This window comes from Gilliamella sp. GillExp13, from assembly GCF_001690815.1.
GTDB lineage: Bacteria > Pseudomonadota > Gammaproteobacteria > Enterobacterales > Orbaceae > Gilliamella > Gilliamella bombi.
Genome location: NZ_LZHJ01000126.1, coordinates 1 through 5179, shown reverse-complemented (window position 1 = coordinate 5179; position 5179 = coordinate 1). Strand labels below are relative to the sequence as shown.

The 5179-nt window shown below is 35.0% G+C and carries 4 protein-coding genes and 1 pseudogene; 2 read left to right on the top strand and 3 right to left on the bottom strand.

What is annotated here, in order from left to right:
• A partial coding sequence (locus A9G37_RS13645; protein ID WP_141671151.1) for a helix-turn-helix domain-containing protein occupies positions 1-302 on the bottom strand: 302 nt, incomplete at its 3' end.
• A gap of 183 nt (positions 303-485) precedes the next feature.
• On the opposite strand from A9G37_RS13645, the pseudogene A9G37_RS12280 reads away from it, so the two are divergent.
• A pseudogene (locus A9G37_RS12280) lies at positions 486-599 on the top strand (integrase core domain-containing protein); the annotation flags it as partial.
• A gap of 100 nt (positions 600-699) precedes the next feature.
• Here the strand turns inward: A9G37_RS12280 and A9G37_RS09040 are convergent.
• Entirely contained in the window at positions 700-1617 is a 918-nt protein-coding gene (locus A9G37_RS09040) for an FAD:protein FMN transferase (protein ID WP_218058624.1), read from the bottom strand.
• A gap of 77 nt (positions 1618-1694) precedes the next feature.
• Positions 1695-4466, bottom strand: coding sequence for a flavocytochrome c (locus A9G37_RS09035; protein WP_065575316.1), 2772 nt, complete (start codon positions 4464-4466; stop codon positions 1695-1697).
• Between the two features lie 331 nt (positions 4467-4797).
• On the opposite strand from A9G37_RS09035, the gene A9G37_RS09030 reads away from it, so the two are divergent.
• Positions 4798-5070 carry a helix-turn-helix domain-containing protein gene (locus A9G37_RS09030; RefSeq protein ID WP_065575315.1) on the top strand — a complete coding sequence of 91 codons (273 nt, stop codon included), beginning with the start codon at positions 4798-4800 and terminating at the stop codon, positions 5068-5070.
• Positions 5071-5179: the final 109 nt, after the last annotated feature.

Sequence of the window (5179 nt, the reverse complement as noted above, 5' to 3'; positions counted from 1 at the left end):
TCCCAATGTCCTCGCGTTTTCCGGCTTTCTACATAACTTGGACGTTGTTTAATTGACCGTTTATAACGGCGGTCTCCTTCTTTAATACGTGCAGCAATCTGCTCTGGGCTGTAATAAAGCATGAGGGATTTTTCAACTTGGCGCCATACCGAAGACTCTATTGGCTTACCATTACCGCTGTTTTTTCGCCTTTTCCTAGCTAGGGTTACCGCATCATGTGCTTGATAGGCTTGATTAGGTTTTGAGTTTCTTTTTATCTCTCGACTTATTGTCGAAGGATGTCTATTGAGTAGCTGGGCTATCTCTTTTTATATTCTTTCCGGCTTGTAATAATACGAAAATTTGGTATCTTTCCTTCCTAGAAAAGTGATTATAATACATAGCAATCTCCAAACTGTGGTGGTGCGAAGGTGCTAGTATAAATCACCTTTCTACTTTCTTCACTCCACCGTGTTTAAAATTGCACTTCATGTTTGAATCCAGGACAAGCAAGGAGAATAACCGAAGAATGGCTAACGATTTATAACACCGAAAGACCGCATGAGGCATTAAATAACATGACACCGATTGAGTATAAAACACTAAAACAAGCAGCTTAATTGTGTACTAAGTTTGGGGCATTTACATAGGAAACAAAATTCATAAAAAATAATAAAATTATATCGTTAACTAAAATCGCATTTATTGCAAATTGAATAATTAATCTATTTTTATAGTGTATTGAGTATCGGTTTTTTGAAAACTAAAGTTATCAGGATTTATTAATGCTATAGTTTTATTTTTTAGCAAAAATATGGCTGATAAATTTTGATTCTTTCGCAAATACGCCTTACTTTTCTCAATCCCCCATCCATAAAAAACAGTCGAATAAATATCGCCTTCTAATGAAGAATCTGAAATTATTGTCACACTTTCAAGTTCGTTGTCCAACGGATAGCCTGTTTTGGGATTAAATATGTGATGATAAAGTTTATTTTTTTGCATAAAAAAGCGCTCATAAATTCCCGATGTGACAACTGATTTATTTTTAACTTTAATAACGCCAGACAGCTCATCACTAATTGAAAACGGTTTTCTTAATCCTATATTCCAATAACCACTTTGTTCTGTTAAACACTCACCTAAAGTTAATACATTTCCACCTAAGTTAATAATACCTTGATACACTTGATTTTCGAGTAAAACCAATTTGACGATATCAGCAATATACCCTTTAGCAATTGCACCTAAATCAATTTCCATTCCAGTTTTTTTTAAAAAAACGGAATGTGTGTTTGTATCAAGTTCGACATTTTTAGGATCAATTAACAATAGTTGTTGTTTTATTAATTCAGCAGATGGTACTTGATAACCTTGGAAACCAATCTTCCAAAGCTTAACTAATGGGCCAATAGCAAAATTAAAGCAACTATTGAAATAAAGACTGACTTTTTGAGCTTGTTCAATTAGGGAAAAAATAGGTTGACTCACTGTCACTGGGTGTTTACCCGCAGCTAAATTAATTGACATAACTTCTGAAAATAGCCGGTTAACAGTCAATTTATCCTCAAGCATTTTAATAATTTGAAAAACAGTGTGTGCAACGGCTTCATTTGGCTCTAAAAGCGTTAATGACACCGTTGTTCCCATTAAAGTTTGAGAATATTCATATCTCGAACACACCATATTAAACAAGCTCAGCTAGTTGTAATAATTTAATTTTTAATATAATTAGCAGCTTTTTTACCCGCTTGTCTACCAAAAATAATGATATCAGCAACAGCATTGCCACCAATACGGTTAGCACCATGTACACCGCCAACAACTTCGCCTGCGGCAAAGACCCCTTGGATGATATTTTTATTAGCATCTAGGACTTGTGTTTGGGTGTTGATTGTCACTCCCCCCATGGTATGGTGAACGCCCGGTGCGATCTTTATTGCATAGAAAGGACCTTTTTCTATTGGATGACGTATACCTGTTGTTCGGCCAAAATCCTTGTCTTGTTTGGTAATAGCAAACTGATTATAACGCTTTACTGTTTTAGTTAATTTATTAGTATCAATTGATAATTTTTGTGCTAATTCTTCAATGGTATTTGCTTGTGATACAAGTTCATTTGAAACATATTCTTCCACTGCTTTGTTTTCATTACGGACTTGTTGATCAAATAAGATATAAGCATAGTGCTCAGGTAATTTTATAATCTCAGCTGAAACTTTATCCCTTGTATCAAGTTCATTAACGAATCGTTGACCATTTTGTGATACAAGTATTGCGCCTCCACCTCGAATCGATTCAGATATTAAATAAGATGTTGTTTGTTCAACCGTTGGGTGGATTTGAATCTCTCCCATATCAACGGTTCCTGCACCAAGTTTTTCCAATAACATAATGCCTGAACCAGTAGCACCTTTGTGATTAGTGGTGACAAAACCTTTAAGATCGGGTCGATATTTTTCAACCATTGTGGTATTGGCACTAAACCCACCAGTTGCAATAATAACTACTTTTGTTTTTATTACGTGATTTGAGCCATCTTCTTCTGAAACTTTAACACCAACCACTTTATTATTTTTTGTCATAATTTCAGTAACTACAGTATCAAGCATAACATCAATACCACGCTTATTGATGTTTTTAACTAGGCCACTAATTAAAAAACCACCTACTGCAGCACCACTTTCAGGACGGTGAGTTCGATCAATACTCATTCCACCAGTTGTTGTAATACTACTTAATTCAATACCATTTTCATCTAACCAATCAATGGCATTTGGTGCATTTTCAACAAAATAATTTAATAAATCAGGGTTATTTTTATTTTTTCCGCCTGTCATCGTTTCGTTATAAAAGAGTTCTTTACTATCTGTAATACCTTTGAGTTTTTGAAATTTGGTTTCTGCCGCATTCATACCAGCTGAAGCTTTATTGGTATTACCGCCAATTACAGACATTTGCTCAACAATAACCACATTTGCACCAAGATCATGAGCTTGGATCGCAGCAGTAAGCCCTGCACCACCACTACCAACAACCACAACATCAAAAGATTGGTCATTAGGATTACCACCTTCCGCAAGAATCGCTTCTTTGTTAGATTTGGCTATTGCTTTGGTCACAGCTTTTTTGAAGGCTTCGCATTGAGTTGTTGCGCCAGAAATGGTATCAACATGAGGGCTATTTGAATCAATAATTCTATTTTTAATGATCGAAAAATTATCTAGAACGTTATTATCAAACTCTTTAGCATTTACCAATTCCATGTCTTTTATGAAGTCTTTAGCTAATTCCACATTAATAAGGAATTCGCAAGATTCGTCATTAACTTTTTCTTGATAATTTCCCGGTTTGAATTTTTTAATATTAAGATTCACATCACGAATTAAACTTTCAACGAGAGAAAAATGCCATAGAGGTTCTGGGATATTCAGATCTTCACGTTTATCACTATTGATAAATAGCTCTAGTTTTTCACCTTTCTTTATGCGACTAATCCAATCAGGATAAGCAATGCAAGCTCGACCAACCGCAACTAAATCATAGCCATTGTCGATGGCACTATCCAAATCACTTTGATTAACAACATTACCAACACCTATAACAGGAATTTTTGATAAAATTGGTGAACGCATCGCAACAAATTTTTTAATTAATGGAGTTGGATCTTGAGTATCAACAATCGATGATCTAAGCGTTGTTCCCATTGAAAAATGGACATAATCAAGCCCTTTTAGGGCCAATTTTTCAAGCAAATACATTGTGTCATCAAAACAAATGCCTGGAATTTCTAATTCTTCTGGAGAAAAGCGATAACCAATAATGAACTCTGGGGATGCATATTGTTTTACCATACTATGAGTGATATCTAAGACTGCTAAAGGGAATTGAGTACGATTATCACGACTTCCCCCCCATTTATCATCTCTTTGATTTGAATTTGGTGAATAGAATTGTTGAATAAGATAAGTATTTGCACCATGAATTTCAACACCATCAAATCCAGCTTGGATAGCGCGTCGCACTGCTTGACCAAATTTATCGATCATTTCATCTACTTCATCAGCGCTTAGTGCTACTGGTGTTGCTGCACCAGGGCGTGGTGCTGCTATTGCACTTGCTCCCACAGGCGATTGTCCACCAATTAATTTTGGTTCAACCATTCGCCCTCCATGGTAAACTTGAATCACTGCTTTGGAGCCTTTTTCTTTGATTGCCTTCGCAATCTTTGCTAATCCTTCAATTTTGTCATCACTATCTAAACCAATTGCACCAGGAAAAGCTAATCCGTTATTATCAACAAATCCACATTCAACAATAATTGTCCCTATTTCACCAGATCGTACACGATAATATTCGATTAGATCTTGAGTAACTGAACCATCATAAAAACCAGAACAAGTTGTCATTGGGGCCATCATTATACGATTTTTTAGTTCAACGCCATTAGGTAGAGTTATCGGACTAAAAATATGATCATTTTTCATTTCTATATACCTACTCACTAGTATTTAAACTTTTTAATTATGATAACATTAACAATAGTTACTCTCCACATGGATTATCTACATTAATAACAACAAGTATCATTTTTTATGACAGAAATTTTTTTAGTGTTATTAAGCAATTATAAAATTATTACGATACATAGGATAAGATCATGCTTATTTTTGGTATTTTAGAGAGATTATATTGTCGTATTTACAATCAAAAATCCTGGATTCAAACATGAAGTGCAATTTTAAACACGGTGGAGTGAAGAAAGTAGAAAGGTGATTTATACTAGCACCTTCGCACCACCACAGTTTGGAGATTGCTATGTATTATAATCACCTTTCTAGGAAAGAAAGATACCTGATTTTCGTATTATTACAAGCCGGAAAGAATAAAAAAGAGATAGCCCAGCTACTCAATAGACATCCTTCGACAATAAGTCGAGAGATAAAAAGAAACTCAAAACCTAATCAAGCCTATCAAGCACATGATGCGGTAACCCTAGCTAGGAAAAGGCGAAAAAACAGCGGTAATGGTAAGCCAATAGAGTCTTCGGTATGGCGCCAAGTTGAAAAATACCTTGTAACTCTCCCCTAAAATAGTACAGCAAAAAAGTAGAAAATTCTCTATGATAAAAGTAAAAGGGGATTTAATGATGAAAAAAATGACTGAACATCAAATCGTCGCTATTTTAAAAGAAGCTGAA